The organism is Seonamhaeicola maritimus, assembly GCF_008056315.1.
In the GTDB taxonomy this organism is placed as follows: Bacteria; Bacteroidota; Bacteroidia; order Flavobacteriales; family Flavobacteriaceae; genus Seonamhaeicola; species Seonamhaeicola maritimus.
This window is the reverse complement of record NZ_VRKQ01000018.1, coordinates 67253-85095: the sequence shown is the minus strand read 5'-3', so window position 1 is coordinate 85095 and position 17843 is coordinate 67253. Positions and strand designations below refer to the sequence as shown.

Genomic DNA, 17843 nt, shown 5'->3' with positions numbered 1-17843 from the left:
ATACTATTATTTAAATACAACTTTTTGGTTTTGGTACGCCTGCAATTTTTGTTGACACTTTTAAAGGCCCACCAGGAAATAATGCATAGAAACTTTTAATATCTATAACACCACTTTTTTTAATTCCTCTAATTGATAAAGCTGCTCCTTCATTAACTTTTTCTTGAATCCATTTAACAACTTCCCAATGTCTATCTGTCATTTCAATATTATAATCAGTAGCAATTTCAGTTCCAATTTCTTTTGTCCATTGAGCAAAGTCTGTTAAATACCCTTCCTCATTAACATTAATTTCCGTTTGTGCTATTACTTTTTTCATTTTTTATAATTTTTAGTTTAATTTTTTTCCTTTGGTACTCATATTTCTAGAAACAAATGGAATAGGAATCCCTTTGATTAACATATTCCAATAAATCCATCTGAATGCTAATTTTCCCCAATGATTAAAAACACTCTCTTTTAAGAGTTTTAAAGGCCCTATTCCTGCAAATGGAAATGTACCCTCAACCGGTTCGTATTCGTAATTAAAATCAATTAAAAGGGCTTTATTTTCACCTGTTTCAATAAAGCAATTAGCATGACCATCAAACTCCTCTTTTAATGGCTTTCCTTCTACATATAACAATATATTATCTGTGAGAGTTTCGGCTTGAAAATGAGCCACAGAACCAGCTTTAGAGGCAGGTACATTGGTAGCATCTCCAATTACAAATATATTTTCATGAGCTAATGACTGTAAAGTATTGTGATGTGTAGGCACAAAGTTTAAATCGTCTCCTAAACCAGAACGTCCAATCACCTCATCACCCATATTAGTGGGTACAGTTACTAATAAATCAAAATCAACTTCTTTATCTGCGTAATCAATAATTTTACTATTTTCATTATCAACGCGCTCTATGGCAAAATCAATTTCTAGATTTACATTCTTTTCTTTTAATAAATACCCTAAAGACTTAGAACATTTTTCTTTTGTAAATGCGCCTGATAATGGCGTGACATAGGTGATTTCAACTTTATCTCGCATCCCCTTTTTCTTAAAATAAGAGTCTGCCAAAAAGGCAAATTCTAAAGGCGCTACAGGACATTTTATTGGCATTTCAGTAATATGTACCACTAGCTTACCACCCTCCCATTCTCTTAATTTATTTCTTAAAGCTAAGGCTCCTTCATAAGTATAAAAATCAAAAACCGATTTTTGCCAATTTTTACCTTGCATACCCTCAACCTCATCTGGAGCAATTTTTGAACCTGTGGCAATGATTAAAATATCATAGTCTAAAGTTTCATCTTCAAGACTAATCTTATTCTCATCAGAAATAATTCTGTCAATTTTTTTCTGAATATAGTTAACACCTTTAGGGATAAACTTCTTACCTTCTTTCTTTACCTGATTTTCATTATAGATATCAAATGGTAAAAACAAGAAACCAGGCTGATAATAATGTGTTTTGTATTGATCAACTATAGTTATTTCCCATTCTTTTTTGGGAAGTTTTGAAACCAAATGATTAGCCATCATGGTTCCCGCTGTTCCCGCTCCTAAAATCACTAAATTTTTCATTTCTTCTTTTGATTTAAAGTATTAAAAAAACCTGAAATATTGATTCCTTAATACTTGGTAAAAGTACATTGAATCATCTCTCTAAAAAATGACAAAAGTCATGTAAACCCTTGTGTAACAATGGTTACACAAGGGTTTAGAAATCAAAAATAACATCAAAAACCAATGAAAAGGTGATAATTATCATAGTTGGTTTTTTAATGTGCAGGTAACTTTGTCTAGTAACAATTTTGTCAACAAACATGATTGCAAAAAACGATAACTAACAAAACCTTTTGCAGCATGTCTTAAATACTTCAATTATGAAAACTAATTTTTTTAATTATCTATTATTGTTGTTTACAACAGCTGTTTTCTCTCAAGCAGGTCATATTATGCAAGGTGTTGGAGCAGTAAACATGTCTATGGGAGGTGCTTCTACGGCTCAACCTCTAGATATATCGGGAGCATTACAATGGAATCCTGCTGCAATATCTACTTTTAATGAAAAAACTTTAAAGTTAGATGTGGGTTTATTCTTTTCTTCACCTGAATTAAGTTCAGGTTTACCACCAAATATGCTTTGGCAACCAGGAGATTTTGGACCAGGAGCACCTGGATCTCCAGCTGTTAATGGAACCACTCAAGACGACAGAGGTATATCTCCAATGCCAGCTATAGCCATGGTTTGGGGTAAAGAAGGTAGTAAACATACTTTTGGCCTATCTGCTTTTGGTATTAGTGGTTTTGGCGTTACGTTTCCTCAAGAAACAAATTTACCTATGGATATGAGTGGAAACCCTAATTCAAATTGGGATCCTAACAACTCTAACCCTATTAACTGGCCACAAGGATTAAATGGTTTCGGACATATTGAGTCTGATTATATGTTATTACAAGTAGGTTTATCATATGCCTATGAATTATCTGATAAGTTTTCTATTGGTGTTCAACCAAATATAAATTATGCGTCATTAGAATTGATGCCAAACCCCACATCTAACCCAAATATGTCTGGTTATCCTTCATCTGATGCTTCAACCTCCATTGGATTTGGAGCACAATTTGGATTATTCTATGACTCTGGTATTGGTTTAAAACTTGGGGCTTCTTATAAAACTACTCAAAAGTTTAGCGATTATGAATTTGATAACACTTACTTAGATAATTCAACTAGTACAAGTGAATTTACTATGGATTATCCTGCTATTCTTTCGCTGGGTGTAGGTTATTCTAATGATAATATTGATTTAGCACTTGACTTTAGAAGAGTAGATTATGAAAACACCGATGGTTTCTCAACTACGGGATGGACACAAACAGCTTCTGTTGCTGGATTTGGATGGGATAATATCTCCATTCTTTCAGCCGGTATTCAGTATAAGGGTATTAACAAGTTACCATTAAGATTAGGATATACTTATAGTTCAAACCCAATTCCGGAAGAAGTAGCTTTTTTCAATGTACCTGCAACAGCGATTATAAAAGATGCTTTCCAATTTGGGCTAGGATATGAAATTAATGATAACTGGAATTTTGATGCTGTTTACCATTATGGTGATAGTGGAGATGCTACTTCAGGAAAGATACTCAATCCTAGATTAGCTTCACCTTCAAACCCATTAGGTGCTATACCAGGATCGTCTGTATCATATTCTATGACAACATCTCTAGTTCAGTTTGGTATCAGTTACACATTTAATAAATAAAATACTTTATAATAAAATAATAAAAAAGCAAGCTAAATAGCTTGCTTTTTTTGTGGCAAATAACACCACATACTAACCTAAACCAAATTTAAAGAATAACTAATTCTTTACCTTAAATACCTTTTCCAAAATGGTTTCCATTAAACACCATTTTGTAATAGAAGACTGCAATAAATTAGCCCCAACAAATGCTGTAAACCAAAGCCAATTCATATTTACTTTTATAGCTAATACAAGACTTATTAATATAAATGTTCCTGCTATAGCTCTTATTAATCTATTTATCATAATTCTGTTATTTATAATTTTTACGTTCTATTAAATAATATACAAGTGGCACTACCAATAATGTTAAAATAGTAGCTGTAATTGTTCCTCCCATTAAGGATATTGCTAATCCTTGAAAAATAGGATCGAATAAAATCACAAAGGCTCCAATTACAACCGTTCCAGCTGTTAATAGTATTGGGGTTGTTCTAACCGCTCCAGCTTCTATGACCGCTAATTTTAATGGCACGCCATCTTTAAGTCTTAGGTTTACAAAATCAATAAGTAACACCGAGTTTCTTACCATAATACCTGCTAGAGCAATCATACCAATAAATGATGTAGCCGTAAAAAACGCTCCTAACATCCAGTGACCAAGTACAATTCCCACCATTGATAATGGAATTGCAACCATCATAACAATGGGTGCCTTGAAGTTTTGAAACCAACCTACAATTAACATATATATAATTATGATTACTCCTAAAAAGGCTACTCCTAAATCTCTAAATACTTCTAGGGTAATTTGCCATTCGCCATCCCATTTAACCGTGTAATCATCTTCAAAATCTGGTTGATTCATATATAGTTCATCCATTTTATAACCTTCGGGAAGATTAATAGCATTTAGCTTATCAGACATTCCTAAAATGGCGTAAGCAGGACTTTCTAATTCACCAGCCATGTCTGCCATTACATAAACCACCCGTTTTTGGTTTTTACGGTAAATACTCTTTGCTCTAACTTGTTCTTTAATTTCAACCAAATCACCAACACTGACCATATTTCCATGTTGAGATTTAATTTGAAGTTGAGCAATGTCGGTTAAAGATGATTTATCTTTTTCATCTAAAGCTAATACAATGCCTACTTGTTCTGAAGCGTCCTCTTTATATAATGTGGACACCGCATTTTCAGCCAGTGCCAAATTCATGGTATAAACAATTTGTTGCGGAGCAACACCATAGAGCATTGCTTTTTGTTTGTCTATTACAAATTCATATTCCGTTTGGTCATCCTCAACCATCCAATCAATATCAACAACATCGGGCGTGTTCTTTAAAATATTCTGAACTTCATTGGCAACTTCAATTTGTTTATTGTATTCGGGTCCATAAATTTCAGCAACTATTGTAGATAATACAGGTGGTCCTGGTGGTACCTCAACAATTTTAAGGTTCGCATTAAATTTTGAAGCTATCTTTTGAATATCGGGTCGGAACAATTTGGCAATGTCATGACTTTGTTCAGATCTATCATGCTTATCGGTTAGATTCACCTGAATATCCGCCATGTTACTACCACCGCGCAAATCATAATGACGCACTAAACCATTGAAAGTTATTGGAGCCGATGTCCCCACATAACTTTGATAATTAACAACCTCAGGTCTAGTGGATAAATACTGAGCAACTTCCTGAGTAACTACTGCAGTACGTTCTAAAGTAGTGCCTTCAGGCATATCAATAACTACCTGAAATTCATTTTTGTTATCAAAAGGCAACATTTTTACCGCTACTGATTTGGTAAAAAACATGGACAATGACCCCAATAGTAAAACTATGGTTACACCAAGAAACAACCATCTTTTTGTTTTGTTTTCAATTAAAGGGCGTTCAAACTTTTCATAAAGTTTATAAATAGTAGATTCTTCAATCGTTTTTTCTTTTTTCAGTTTTCCTTTTTTGGCTCTTTCTCTCAAAAACAAGAATCCTAAATAAGGGGTAATAGTTAAGGCTACAAATAGAGACAGTAACATTGCTATAGAAGCTCCTATTGGCATAGGGCTCATATAAGGCCCCATTAATCCAGATACAAACGCCATTGGTAATACAGAAGCGATAACAGTGAATGTTGCTAATATGGTAGGGTTACCTACTTCATTAATTGCGTACAATGCAGCCTCTTTAAATGCTAATTTTTTCATTTTAAAATGACGGTGCATGTTTTCTGCAATAATAATAGAGTCATCAACCACAATACCTGTAACAAATACCAATGCAAATAAGGTAATTCTGTTAAGCGTATAGTCCAACATATAATAACTCAACAAGGTTAATGCAAATGTTATTGGTACGGACAGAAATACTACCAAACCACCTCTCCAACCCATAGCTAACATTACCACAAAGGTTACAGCTATAATGGCTCCAATAAGGTGCATTAAAAGTTCTGATACTTTTTGAGAAGCGGTTTCTCCATAATTTCTAGTAACTTCAACATGAACATCATCAGGTATTAAAGTTCTTTTTAGATACTCTACTTTATCTAAAATCACATCAGAAATTTTCATGGCATCTGCACCCTTTCGCTTTGCGATAGAAATAGTTACAGCAGGATATTCTGATTGAAATGACGAAACCTTATCGCTGGCTTGTCCAAAACCTAAAGACACATAACTTTTTGGTAATTCTGGCCCGTTGACAACGGTTGCGACTTGCTTTAAATAAATAGGCTGATTTTGCTGAACACCAACCACCAAATTCTCAACATCTTCAACAGTTTCTAAAAACCTACCTGTATTTACAAGAAACTCTTTATCATTACTACTAAACTTACCAGCGCTTAACTGTTGATTGTTAATTTTTATCATTTCTGAAACCGATAAAAAATCTAACCCGCTTGCCGCTAGTTTATCTTTATCTATAACAACACTCAATTGGCGGTCTCTCCCTCCTATTTTTTGAGTTATAGAAACATCATTTACCTTTTTTATTTCATTATTTAATTCATTAGCAATCTGTTTTAGTTGAAAATCGTCATAATTCTCACTCCATAATGTCAATCCTAACATTGGCACGTCATCTATGGCCCTTGTTTTAATTAAAGGCATAGAAACACCCTTGGGCATGATATCCATGTGTCGATTAATTTCATTATAAAGTTTTACAAAAGAGCGTTCAATGTCTTCTCCCACATAAAACTGAACAATTACCATCCCCTGTTCTTTCATAGAAGTAGAGTAAACATATTCTACCCCTTTTATATTAGACAGCAACTTCTCTAAAGGTTTTATTACTCTACTTTCAACCTCTGTTGGACTCGCTCCAGGATACCTAACAAAAATGTCTGCCATGGGCACATCAATTTGCGGTTCTTCTTCACGAGGAATTAAAAACGAACTGTACACTCCAATAACCATAAACACCACCATGAGAAGCACTGTAAGCTTTGAATTCATAAAGCCTTTGGCTATTTTGCCTGCTAAACCTTCTTTCATAATGTAATTATTGGATTGTTACTTTTGCTCCGTTATACAGTTTTGTTTCTGATGAAATGATATAACTTTCACCAGCCTTTAAACCTGATAACACTTCAATTTTATCACCAAATGCCCTACCCAGTCTTAACCATCTTAACAAAGCTGTATTACTTTGACTCACAGTGTAAACCCCATATAACTCACCTTTTGTAACTAATACATTTGTTGGAATTAGAACATTATTACTACCTTTTGTTTTTTCAATTGGAAATTGTACCGTTGCAAACATTCCTGAAAGCAATTTTTCGCTAGTTGTATCTAAGATTACTTTTACCAAATATTGCCCACCCGTATTTTTCGCAGATGTACTAACCTCAACAATTTTACCTTTTACGGTAGTGCCTAACGATTTTATCTGAACGTCTACTTCTGCACCATTTATAATTTGAGATATTTCAGTTTCAGGAACCATTGCTAATACTTCAAATTCTCCGGGAGTTTCAACTTCAAGCAAAGGCATTCCTGGATTTGCCATATCACCTTCATTAATAAACTTGTTACTTACAACGCCATTAAAAGGGGCTCTAATATTAATATAACTAAACTGGGCCTGCACTTCATTTTTCATTTGACTTGCAGCTTCAAATCTTGCTTTAGCCATATTATGATGTGCTGTAACATCATCTAATTCTTTTTGAGAAGCACTTCCACTATCAAAAAGATTTTTAAATCGATTATAATCTTTCTCTGCATTTTCAAATCCTGCTTTGGCTTCTGTAATATTTGCATTTACTTGAGCTAATTTTGCGGACATATCAGCGTTGTTCATACTCAATAACAATTGCCCTTTTTTTACTTTATCACCAACTTTAACATGAATCTTACTTACATGTCCCATAATTCTTGTACTCAAATTAGAGCTATTTACTGCTTGTACTTTCCCGCTGACGGATAAAAATGGAGTATCATCATTGTCTAAGACTTGTTCTATACTTACCGTTATAGCCACATCATTATTTTGCTTTTTTGCTTTTTCACTTCCACAACTAGTTGTGAGTAAAAAAACTACAATCAACGTAAAACGAAATATATTCTTCTTCATAATTATTTATTCTTCTGTTAAAAATTTTAAGTAGGCTTGAATGTAGTTATGCTCAAAAATGGTTTGGTAATATTCTAATTGCTTTTGGCTAAATTTTGCTTCTACCATTAGCAAATCAGATGTCTTTTCTAATCCTTCCTTAAATCTATCAGTAAAGATTCTTAAAGACTCTTGAGATTGTTTTAAAGCTAAAGCCGTTAAATCTAATTTGTTTTGAGCATCAAATAACATACGTTTTGCTCTGTTCAACTCAAGGTTGCTTTGTGATACATATTGAGTATATTCTAATCTGGATTTTTCAAATTCGGCTCTACTTTTTTGCGACTTCGCTATGCGTTTAGAACCTTGAAATATATCCCAACTTAATTGCGCGCCAAATAAATACCCATTTGCATCGGCTTGAAAAATTTGGTCGTCGTATAATTCATAACTTCCAAAAGCATTTAGTCTAGGTAAAAAAGCCATTTTATCGGATTGGTAATTAGCTTTATAGGCTTCCGAAACTAAAGCCATAGCCTTAATATCTGAACGATTTTCAGAAAATGTCTTATCCATCATTGCAACACTTTCAATGGTTAAAGTATCGATTGGACGATAAATTTTATATGCATCGTCATTCATTAAAAAAGATAGATAATTGGAAGCATTTTCAACATTACTCTTGGCTGTTTGCAATTGATTTTTAACCTCCGTTACTCTAACTTCTACATTTAAAACATCGGCTCTTTGCAAATAGCCTTGTTTAAAACTGTTGTCAGCTAAACTTTTATTTGCTGTTGCAGCTTCTAAGGCCTTTTCTAGAACCTCAACGCCTTTATATGCCAACTGTAATTGCATATATGCCTTTTCAACTTCAAACTTCAAATATTCCGTAGTTCGATTTTTTTGTAAAGACATAGCTTCCATCTTAGATTTGGCAGCTTTTCGTTGATAAAATCCGTCAACATTTATCAATGGTTGCTTAATCTCCAACTTGGTAGCGTAGTTTTCAATTTGAGATGGGTCATTAAGAAGCGCTGGATTAAAATCACTTTGCGTTAAAATCTCCTGGTTTAATTTTGATCCGAAGGCCATTAATGGGTTTGTTGTTGCCATAGCTGTATGACTTGCCGTAATACTAGGAAGAAATATAGCATTGGTTTGTCTAAAATCTGCCCTTGCCTCATTAAAGGCTTGCTCAGATAATTTTATATCAATGTTATTTTCTGAAACCTTGTTTAAAACATCTGTTTTTGAAATTGGCTGGATTTCTTGTGCATTTATCTGAAATACAGTTAATAAATGAATTATAATTATTGCAATTAGATTTTGTTTCATTCCTTTAAAATTTGATGCAAAATTAATGTAGCACACCACATGTGTTTGTAACATAGGTTACTGACCAAAAAAGGTCCCTTAAAACTCTAATTACATTTTTCTTGACTTCCAGTAAGAATAGATGTATAAGAATCTGAAGTTAAATATTGAGGTGTATAAGTATCACCATTTATTTCTATAGCTTTCACGAAACTTCTTAAATGATTTTTTGAGCCACATTGCAAACTATTGAAAATAGACTCTATAGAAGCATTAGATATGTTATCCATGAAATTTTGAAGGTCTACAATATCTAAATCCTCAATGGTAGCACCAATTTGTAATGCTTTAGATTTATTAATAGCTCCATCTATCTTAAACTTATTATATAAAGCTTGAAGTTCTTGATTATTAAATTCTCCGTAAGGTAAAATGGTATAATCAATGTTATTTTTATCCAGTAAACTCGCAACGGCATTCATATGTGATTGCTCACTTTTTTTAATATTATCAAACTGATTTAAAGACCACAATTCACTTAAATATGTATAAGTGTCTCTAGCCAATTTCTCCTCCTCTAGCATAAATAATAGGGCGTTTTCTTCAACCTCTTCTAAACCATTTATAGGTATTAAACTTTCTTCCTCTTTTGAATCACTGCTACAAGTACTAATCAATACTACTGAAAGCACTAATACTAAGACATAAATTCCTTTTAATAGCTTTATATTTTTCATTTTATTAGAATTTTGTAATGTTATATAAAGGTATCTTGTATAATTATATTGACTCGTAACCAATGTTACATGAAACCATTAAAGAATTAAAAAAGAAAAAGCACTTATTAAATAAGTGCTTTTTGCTAACCAAAAAAACGAAACATCTTCACCAATTATAAATCACCTAAACCTTAAAAAGATGAGTGAAGACATTACTAACTAATATAACCTCAAATTTTCTTTAACTATTATGCCTTAATTGTATTTCTACTTTTTAACTATTTCAACTAAATCCGATTTCTATTACGCATAGGAAATCCTTTTCTTTTCTCTTCGTTATAATGATCTTCAAACCATTCTGGTTGTTCAATATCATAATTATAAATATAGTCTGAGACTTTCTCTAAATCTTCGTTTGAAAGAATTAATTTAGGCATGACACCAAACCTGCGTACCGCACCATACATCCTCGCATTGTCTTCGGTAGGATTATCAAACCAAATTTGTAAATCTTCTGAAAACTCTTTCTGAGTAGTTTCTTCTGAAATATAATGCTTCTTTACTGCAATTAATGGTGGGGCTAGTCTTTGTTCATGACTTGCAGTAGGGCTATGACATATATTACATTGAGTTTCAATAATTATTTTTCCCGGATGTACTTTTTCGGTATTATAATCAATTGAATAAGACACTTTTTTTGTTTTTTGACAACTTGCCAAAAAGAATAAAAGAGCTATTACTATAAGAGGTCTCATAAACAATTACTTTACTCAACCAAAAGTAAGACTACAAAATACATTTAGACGTAACTAATGTTACAGATAAGTGTTGATTAAAAATAAAAAACCCATAACTTAAAAGTTATGGGTTTTTGTGACCACGGCAGGATTCAAACCTGCAACCTCTTGAGCCGTAATCAAGTGCGCTATTCAGTTGCGCCACGTGGCCGTTTTTGTGGGTGCAAATATACTATTTATTAAAACTATACCAAACAATTTATTTCAAATTTATAAATGCGTATTTTTGAATTATGACAAAAGAAATTCTTGACCAAAAATTTGGCTACGTACTTGATGACTATTTAATAAATGAGATCTCCAATGTGGGAATATTTAAATCGTTTTCAAAAGATGATATTATTATAGACATCAACCAACCAATGCTTCATATCCCACTATTATTAAGTGGACATATAAAAATTTTAAGAGAAGATATCGAAGGTAATGAGCTGCTTATTTATTTTTTAGAAGCTGGTGAAACCTGTACCATGTCGCTAACGTGCTGTATGGGAACTTCAAAAAGTAAAATTAGAGCAGTTGCCGAACAAGAATCGAATCTTATCATGATTCCTGTTCAAAAAATGCAAGAATGGTTTCATGGCAACGAAAGTTGGAGGAGTTTTATTTTGGAAAGTTATCAAAACCGATTTGATGAAATGCTAGACGCTATTGATAGTATTGCTTTCTTAAAAATGGACGAAAGATTATATAAGTATTTAGTTAACAAATCTGTGTTCAATGATTCTTCTACAATTCTTATTAAACATCAGGATATTGCTGAAGACTTACATACCTCGCGTGTGGTTGTTTCTAGACTTTTAAAGCAGCTTGAAAACGAACAAAAAATTAAACTAGGGAGAAATAAAATTGAAGTCATTTCTCTTTAAGTAACATTTGTTACATAACAGGTTTAGTATCATCATACTTTTACATAAAATTAAGAAAAATGGAAATTATTTTAAATCCGTGGCCTTGGTATATATCAGGACCGCTAATAGCCTTTGTAATGGCTATATTGCTGTATTTTGGCAAAACATTTGGTATGTCGTCAAGCCTAAAAACCATGTGTTCTGCGCTGGGAGCTGATAAATTCTCAGACTTTTTTAAATTCAACTGGAAAGAACAAAAATGGAATTTAACCGTTGTTTTTGGAGCTATTATTGGAGGTTTTATTACAACCGAATATCTTTCAAATGATGTAGCCACAGATTTAAATAAAACTACCATTGCTGAATTACAGGAAATGGGGTTTGCAAACCCAGGAAGCACACTGGTGCCAAATGAATTGTTTAGTCTTGATAGTCTAATTTCAATTAAAGCCATTCTCCTTTTAATTATAGGTGGCTTATTAGTAGGTTTTGGCACACGATATGCCAGTGGCTGTACATCTGGTCATGCCATAACAGGCTTAAGTAGTTTACAAAAACAATCTCTAATTGCTGTTATTGGTTTTTTTGTTGGAGGTTTAGTTATGACTAATTTTATTTTACCCCTAATCTTTTAAGTTATGAAATATTTGAAATATTTATTGGTTGGTATTTTCTTCGGAATTATTCTTGTAAAATCTGAAGCCGTATCATGGTTCAGAATCTATGAAATGTTCAGGTTTCAATCATTTCACATGTATGGCATTATTGGTACAGCCGTAATCTCTGGAATTTTATTTTTACAAATTTCTAAGAGGATTGCCCTTAAAAATGTTAGAGGAACCCAATTAGATGCTCCTAAAAAAGAAAAAGGTTTTATTAGATACCTCATTGGTGGTGCAATTTTTGGTTTGGGTTGGGCACTTATAGGAGCATGTCCTGGTCCTATGTATATTTTATTAGGTACGGGTGTTTATAGTATGATAATTGTAATTATTGCTGCTTTACTAGGCACATTTTTATATGGAGTTATAAAAAGTAAACTTCCGCACTAAATGGACAACACCCAAATATTAGGATATTTAGGCGCTTTGGTTGTTGGTTTAGTTTTAGGTCTTATTGGTGGAGGTGGTTCAATTCTTACTGTACCCTTATTAGTTTACCTTTTAGGATATAACCCAATTATAGCTACTGCGTATTCACTATTTGTGGTTGGTACAACATCATTAGTAGGCACCTTTAAAAAACACAAGGAAGGTCTAGTGGATATTAAAACAGGCTTAGCATTTTCATTCCCATCATTTGTAGCTGTTTATCTATCAAGGAGGTATTTAGTTCCAAATATACCAAACAACCTTTTTAGCATTGGTAATTTTACACTTACCAAAGAAATGGGCATTATGGTTTTCTTTTCAATAATCATGTTTTTGGCAGCCATTTCAATGATAAAAAACACAAAAGAGGACCTTCTTCCAAATGTTAAACAAGCCTATTACAAAACATTTATTCAGGGTTTAATTATTGGAACTATCACTGGAATTATTGGTGCTGGCGGTGGGTTTTTATATGTTCCTGCTTTAGTCTTATGGGCAAATATCCCAATGAAAAAAGCTGTTGGCACCTCACTAATTATTGTCACAATAAACTCTTTAATTGGCTTTACCGGAGATATGCAAACTCTAGAAATAGATTGGATTTTCTTACTCTCATTTACCTTTATATCAGTTTTAGGAATATTGCTTGGAGTATTCCTTTCAAAATTTATAAGTAGTAAAAAACTAAAGAAGAGCTTTGGCCTTTTTACCCTAATTATGGCTGTTTATATTATTTATAGAGAAACCAGCTAAAGCAAAGTGGGAAGTATTACAAAGTAAATTTTTAAAGTTTAGTAATTTTACAAATAATAAGAAGACTAATTTATATAATGAAAATAGAACAAATTTATACAGGATGTTTAGCTCAAGGTGCTTATTATATAGAATCTAACGGAGAAGTTGCTATTATTGACCCATTGCGTGAAACACAGCAATATGTTGATAAGGCACAAAGTGAAAACGCTAGAATAAAGTATATTTTTGAAACTCATTTTCATGCCGATTTTGTTTCAGGCCATGTTGATTTAGCAAAAAAAACGGGTGCAACCATTGTTTATGGTCCAGGAGCCCAAACCTCCTATGACATTCATTCAGCCAAAGATAACGAGATCTTCCAACTTGGAAATATTTCAATTAAGGTATTACACACACCAGGACATACCTTAGAGTCTTCAACCTTTCTTTTAATTGATGAACATGGAAAAGATTATGCTATTTTTTCAGGAGACACCTTATTTTTAGGTGATGTTGGAAGACCTGATTTAGCAGTAAAATCAGATTTAACTGAAGAAGATTTAGCTGGCTTATTATTTGATTCTCTTCGAAATAAAATTATGCCTTTAGCTGATGATGTTATTGTATATCCTGCACACGGTGCAGGTTCTGCATGTGGCAAAAATTTAAGTAAAGAAACCGTTGGTGTTTTGGGGGAACAAAAACAAAATAACTATGCATTGAGAGCTGATATGACTAGGGAAGAATTTATTAAAGAAGTTCTTGATGGTATTACACCACCACCTCAATATTTTGCTAAAAACGCTATGATGAATAAATCTGGTTATGCAGATTTTGAATCCGTTCTAAAAAAAGGTAATGTAGCCTTAAATCCAACAGAATTTGAAAATATTGCCAATCATGAGGGTGCCCTAGTCTTAGATGTTAGAACCGAAATAGAATTTATTAATGGCCACATACCTAATTCTATTTTCATTGGAATCCATGGTGGTTTTGCTCCTTGGGTTGGTGCATTAATAGTAGATTTACAACAACCAATTCTTCTTATCACTCCAGAAGGAAAAGAACAAGAAACAGTAACTAGATTATCCAGAGTAGGATATGATAACACCTTAGGTTATTTAAAAGGAGGTATTGAATCTTGGAATGATGCAGGAAAAGATATTGAAACCATAGAATCTATTTCTGCTGTAGAATTGGCAAATAGGAACAAAGCTAGCAACATTGAAATTCTTGATGTTAGAAAAGATGGCGAATACAAATCTGAACATTTAGAAGGTGACAATGTACATCATTTTGCTTTAGATTATATAAATGATAATATGAATTCCATTAATAAGGAAACTCCATATTATTTACATTGTGCCGGAGGTTACAGATCTGTTATTGCTACTTCTATTTTAAAAGCTAGAGGATTTGACGTTATTGATGTTGCAGGCGGTTATGCTGCTCTTAAAAAGACAGATTTACCGAGAACTGATTTTGTATGCCCAACAACTTTATAAGTTGTAATTGACTAATGAGTCATTGTACTTAATTTAGGAAATACTTTTCTGTTATAAGTTATATCAAATCTAGGGTCAGATACATAAGGCATCCGTTCTTGTTTTATAACCTCAACACTTAAAAAATCAAATTCTTCAACCACCTTACCAGTAATACGATAAACACCTTTACCCCTAAAAGGACAACGTTTTGCTACAGAAGGAAAATGAACCGTATCTAACCATTGCCCATCTTGATCTAGAAAAGTACCAAAATGCATGCGGTATCCTTTGTGAGTAGTAGTGTTTTTAGCTGTAATCAAATACCCGTATATAGTAACAACTCTATTCTTATATTGCTCTAAATGGGCTACTAAAACCTTATTAGTAGGTGGTGTTTCTAGCAACAAAAACATATTGTACATAGTAAAGTTTAATAGTTCTAATTGATCAAAGGCATTTTCTAAATCTGTAATAGTAAATTGAGGCAATACAAATTCTCTAGCACCAACTCTAAATAATTGTGGTTGTAATTCATCAATAGTTAAATGATTGCACTTATAATAAGCTTCCCATAACAAGGTCCGTTTATCTTTTCCTAAACTTCTAAAAGCATCAATTCTTATTAAAATATCTAATTGCTCAATAGACATAGGGATGCGCTCCATAAAGTCATCTAAAGAGTTAAACTTTCCTTGTGCCCTAGCCCGTAATAGGTTAATCATATTCCGCTTTTCAAACCCTTGTAAATGTTGAAACCCTAAATAAATATCAGCATCTTGAATAATAGTTTCAATATTACTTTTATTAATACAAGGTGGATGAATAATACCCCCTAACTTTTTAGCCTCATGTAAATAGAGTTCTGCTCTATAAAAACCGCCCCCGTTATTAACAGTAGCCACCATATATTCTAAAGGGTAATAACACTTTAAGAATAAACTCTGATAAGATTCTACTGCATAAGAAGCAGAATGCCCTTTTGCAAAAGCATACCCCGCAAAACTTTCAATTTGTCTCCACACTTCAAATATTACAGCATCTGCCTCTCCCCGTTCCCTACAGTTAGAAATAAATTTCTCCTTAACTATCAAAAACTCCTCTCTAGAACGGTATTTTCCGCTCATGCCACGTCTTAAAACATCGGCTTCACCTAAATCCAAACCAGCATAATGATGCGCTACTTTAATAACATCTTCTTGGTATACCATCACGCCATAAGTATCGGGCATGATATCCCACAAAACGGGGTGTGCGCGCTTTCTTCGTTCTGGATTTTTATGGCGTAAAATATACTCTCGCATCATACCACTTTTAGAAACACCAGGACGTATAATAGAACTTGCTGCAACCAAGGTTAAATAATCCCTCACTCCAAGCTTTTTAAGCAACATACGCATGGCGGGAGATTCTACATAAAAACATCCAATACACTCGGCACGTTCTATCATGGCGTTAATACGCGCATCAACAAAAAAGGGTTTCGCATTATGGATGTTAGGTAAATTTACTTCGGGTTTATTTTCTTTAACAATAGCAATAGCATCTTTAATTTTTCCTAAGCCACGTTGTCCTAAAATATCAAATTTATACAAACCAACATCTTCTGCAATATGCATATCAAACTGCACCGTTGGAAAGCCTTTAGGAGGCATATTGGTAGCTGAAAAATAATGAATAGGTTTTTCTGAAATCAAAATTCCGGCAGCATGAATGCTAACATAATTGGGGCGTCCTTCTAAATACTTAGCGTAACGCAGTACCAGTTTAGATAACTCATCAAGCTGATTATAGCTAAACTTACCAGAGCTCAATTTATCTATTTCATATTTTGGCAGTCCAAACACTTTGCTTAATTCGCGTACCGCTCCTCTGTACTGAAATGTCACATAAGCTCCTAAAAGAGCCGCTTGCCCATTAGCTCCAAATTCTTCAAAAATGAAACGCGTTACGTCTTCTCTATCCCAAGTTGAAAAATCAATATCAAAATCTGGTGGTGTGCTACGGTATAAATTCATAAACCGCTCAAAATACAGGTCTAATTCTATGGGGTCTACATCTGTGATTTCTAATAAATAAGCAACAATACTATTAGCACCACTACCCCTACCTACATAGTAGTAATCTTTTGATTTTGCATATTGTATGATCTTCCAATTAATTAAAAAGAAGCTAACATAGTTTTGCTGCTTTATAAGGCTTAATTCCTTTTTTAAACGTTGCTGGATAGTACCTGAGACAACCTCGTATCGCTTGGGTAATCCATCATAACAAAGTGATACTAAAGCTTCAAAATCTTTTTCTTTACTTTCATGAAATGTAGATAAATTTTGATTTTTTCTATTGCTAGAAAAGTCAAACTGAATGCCACAACGTTCTAATAATTGTGAAGTGTTTTCAATAATATGAGAGAAATCTTCAAACTTTTTTTCTATTTCTGAAACTGACATCATTTGATGCCCTAACTTCCCTTGTTGTTCTTTAGAAAGCTTACTTAAAAGCACATTATTATCAACAGCCCTTAATAATCGGTGTATATTGAAATCGCGTTTATTTCTAAAGCTTACAGTATGCAAGACTACCAATCTGTCTTTAAAACGGTTGTATTTTGAAAGTTGAAGTTTATTAATATCATCAATGGATACTCCTATAAATTCATTTTCAGCAAATACTTCTTTCTCTATTTCTAATAACCTTTTAAAAGGGTAAATAGTTATGGCATTTTGAAACCGAGGAGCTATATCTGGAAACTGTTCTTCTTTATGTAAATGTTTTGATAAAAAGTCATTCAACTTCAAAAACCCTTTGTTATTTAGGGCTAAACACACATAACATTGCTGCGCTTTATTTCTAAAATCTACACCTACTACGGGTGTAATAGCATACTCTGGTGCCCGCCTAATAAAATTTAAACACCCTGATGTATTATTAATATCTGTAAGCGGAAATATGTTGCGCCCATAATCTTGCGCCAATGCTAAAAGTTCTTCTTCTGCCATGGTGCCATAACGTAAGCTATAGTAAGAATGGTTGTTTAAAAACATAAT

At 33.1% G+C, this 17843-nt stretch carries 15 protein-coding genes and 1 tRNA gene; 6 read left to right on the top strand and 10 right to left on the bottom strand.

What is annotated here, in order from left to right; genetic code table 11:
* Positions 1 to 10 precede the first annotated feature (10 nt).
* Both FUA22_RS15370 and sqr read right to left on the bottom strand, forming a co-directional pair.
* Positions 11 to 319 (bottom strand): TusE/DsrC/DsvC family sulfur relay protein, encoded by a 309-nt coding sequence (locus tag FUA22_RS15370; RefSeq protein WP_147769478.1) that lies wholly within the window; start codon positions 317 to 319, stop codon positions 11 to 13.
* A gap of 12 nt (positions 320 to 331) precedes the next feature.
* A complete protein-coding gene (sqr, locus tag FUA22_RS15365; protein WP_147769477.1) occupies positions 332 to 1564 on the bottom strand; it encodes a type III sulfide quinone reductase, selenoprotein subtype in 1233 nt (410 codons plus the stop codon).
* 302 nt (positions 1565 to 1866) lie between these two features.
* Between sqr and FUA22_RS15360 the strand changes: the two genes are divergently transcribed.
* A complete protein-coding gene (locus FUA22_RS15360; RefSeq protein ID WP_147769476.1) occupies positions 1867 to 3252 on the top strand; it encodes an OmpP1/FadL family transporter in 1386 nt (461 codons plus the stop codon).
* A gap of 99 nt (positions 3253 to 3351) precedes the next feature.
* On the opposite strand, the gene FUA22_RS15355 is transcribed toward FUA22_RS15360, so the two are convergent.
* The 7 genes from FUA22_RS15355 to FUA22_RS15325 form a co-directional block, all read right to left on the bottom strand.
* Positions 3352 to 3540 (bottom strand): YgaP family membrane protein, encoded by a 189-nt coding sequence (locus FUA22_RS15355; protein WP_147769475.1) that lies wholly within the window; start codon positions 3538 to 3540, stop codon positions 3352 to 3354.
* A gap of 7 nt (positions 3541 to 3547) precedes the next feature.
* Positions 3548 to 6739 carry an efflux RND transporter permease subunit gene (locus FUA22_RS15350; RefSeq protein WP_147769474.1) on the bottom strand — a complete coding sequence of 1064 codons (3192 nt, stop codon included), beginning with the start codon at positions 6737 to 6739 and terminating at the stop codon, positions 3548 to 3550.
* 7 nt (positions 6740 to 6746) lie between these two features.
* Positions 6747 to 7823, bottom strand: coding sequence for an efflux RND transporter periplasmic adaptor subunit (locus tag FUA22_RS15345; protein WP_147769473.1), 1077 nt, complete (start codon positions 7821 to 7823; stop codon positions 6747 to 6749).
* Between the two features lie 6 nt (positions 7824 to 7829).
* Positions 7830 to 9140: a TolC family protein gene (locus FUA22_RS15340; protein ID WP_147769472.1), complete on the bottom strand. Its 1311-nt coding sequence runs from the start codon at positions 9138 to 9140 to the stop codon at positions 7830 to 7832.
* A gap of 86 nt (positions 9141 to 9226) precedes the next feature.
* Entirely contained in the window at positions 9227 to 9856 is a 630-nt protein-coding gene (locus FUA22_RS15335) for a DUF2202 domain-containing protein (protein ID WP_147769471.1), read from the bottom strand.
* A 269-nt stretch (positions 9857 to 10125) separates the two neighbouring features.
* Positions 10126 to 10593, bottom strand: coding sequence for a hypothetical protein (locus FUA22_RS15330; protein WP_147769470.1), 468 nt, complete (start codon positions 10591 to 10593; stop codon positions 10126 to 10128).
* A gap of 119 nt (positions 10594 to 10712) precedes the next feature.
* Positions 10713 to 10786: transfer RNA gene (locus FUA22_RS15325), tRNA-Arg, on the bottom strand.
* Positions 10787 to 10868: 82 nt separating this feature from the next.
* Between FUA22_RS15325 and FUA22_RS15320 the strand changes: the two genes are divergently transcribed.
* The 5 genes from FUA22_RS15320 to FUA22_RS15300 all read left to right on the top strand — a co-directional run bounded on the left by FUA22_RS15320 (position 10869) and on the right by FUA22_RS15300 (position 14817).
* Positions 10869 to 11504, top strand: coding sequence for a Crp/Fnr family transcriptional regulator (locus FUA22_RS15320; RefSeq protein ID WP_147769469.1), 636 nt, complete (start codon positions 10869 to 10871; stop codon positions 11502 to 11504).
* A 59-nt stretch (positions 11505 to 11563) separates the two neighbouring features.
* Complete coding sequence (locus FUA22_RS15315) at positions 11564 to 12121, top strand: YeeE/YedE family protein (RefSeq protein WP_147769468.1); 558 nt, start codon at positions 11564 to 11566, stop codon at positions 12119 to 12121.
* 3 nt (positions 12122 to 12124) lie between these two features.
* Positions 12125 to 12538, top strand: coding sequence for a DUF6691 family protein (locus tag FUA22_RS15310; protein ID WP_147769467.1), 414 nt, complete (start codon positions 12125 to 12127; stop codon positions 12536 to 12538).
* A complete protein-coding gene (locus FUA22_RS15305; protein ID WP_147769466.1) occupies positions 12539 to 13330 on the top strand; it encodes a sulfite exporter TauE/SafE family protein in 792 nt (263 codons plus the stop codon).
* Between the two features lie 77 nt (positions 13331 to 13407).
* Positions 13408 to 14817 carry an MBL fold metallo-hydrolase gene (locus FUA22_RS15300; protein WP_147769465.1) on the top strand — a complete coding sequence of 470 codons (1410 nt, stop codon included), beginning with the start codon at positions 13408 to 13410 and terminating at the stop codon, positions 14815 to 14817.
* A gap of 11 nt (positions 14818 to 14828) precedes the next feature.
* Here the strand turns inward: FUA22_RS15300 and FUA22_RS15295 are convergent, their stop codons facing one another.
* Positions 14829 to 17840, bottom strand: a complete 3012-nt coding sequence (locus tag FUA22_RS15295; RefSeq protein WP_147769464.1) for a DNA polymerase III subunit alpha — start codon at positions 17838 to 17840, stop codon at positions 14829 to 14831.
* Positions 17841 to 17843: the final 3 nt, after the last annotated feature.